This window comes from Streptomyces sp. AC627_RSS907 (genome assembly GCF_019049165.1).
This window is the reverse complement of sequence record NZ_JAGMUE010000796.1, coordinates 1-542: the sequence shown is the minus strand read 5'-3', so window position 1 is coordinate 542 and position 542 is coordinate 1. Positions and strand designations below refer to the sequence as shown.

Below are 542 nucleotides of genomic sequence, written 5' to 3'. Positions count from 1 at the left end.
AGCGGAACCGGCGCGCGCCGGTTCCTCGTAGTGACAGGGGTGGCGAACGCGGCGGAATCACCGGCGGGCCGTGGGGGACACGGGCAACCAGCGCATGACCGTGCGCCAGCGATGTACTAGAGTTATCTCGACATCGAGATATCTGCCGAGAAGGCGTACCGCTGTCGCGCTAGTTAGGCGTGCCTAAGTTAGGCGTACCTTAGCGGATCGGCAAGGTCCCGGGGCGGCAGGATGCGGTGGTACGCGCGAATTCATGCATGAAGGAGACTGTCGTGTCGGCGAACAGCTTCGACGCCCGCAGCACGCTGCGCGTGGGCGACGAGTCGTACGAGATCTTCAAGCTGGACAAGGTCGAGGGCTCCGCCCGCCTGCCCTACAGCCTGAAGGTGCTGCTGGAGAACCTGCTCCGTACCGAGGACGGCGCGAACATCACCGCCGACCACATCCGTGCCGTGGGCGGCTGGGACTCGCAGGCGCAGCCGAGCCAGGAGATCCAGTTCACCCCGGCTCGCGTGATCATGCAGGACTTCACCGGCGTGCCC

Annotated in this window: 1 pseudogene; it reads left to right on the top strand. The window is 65.7% G+C overall.

Annotated elements, in window-relative coordinates:
- Positions 1–257: 257 nt before the first annotated feature.
- Positions 258–542, top strand: a pseudogene (gene acnA, locus KUM32_RS38690) (aconitate hydratase); the annotation flags it as partial.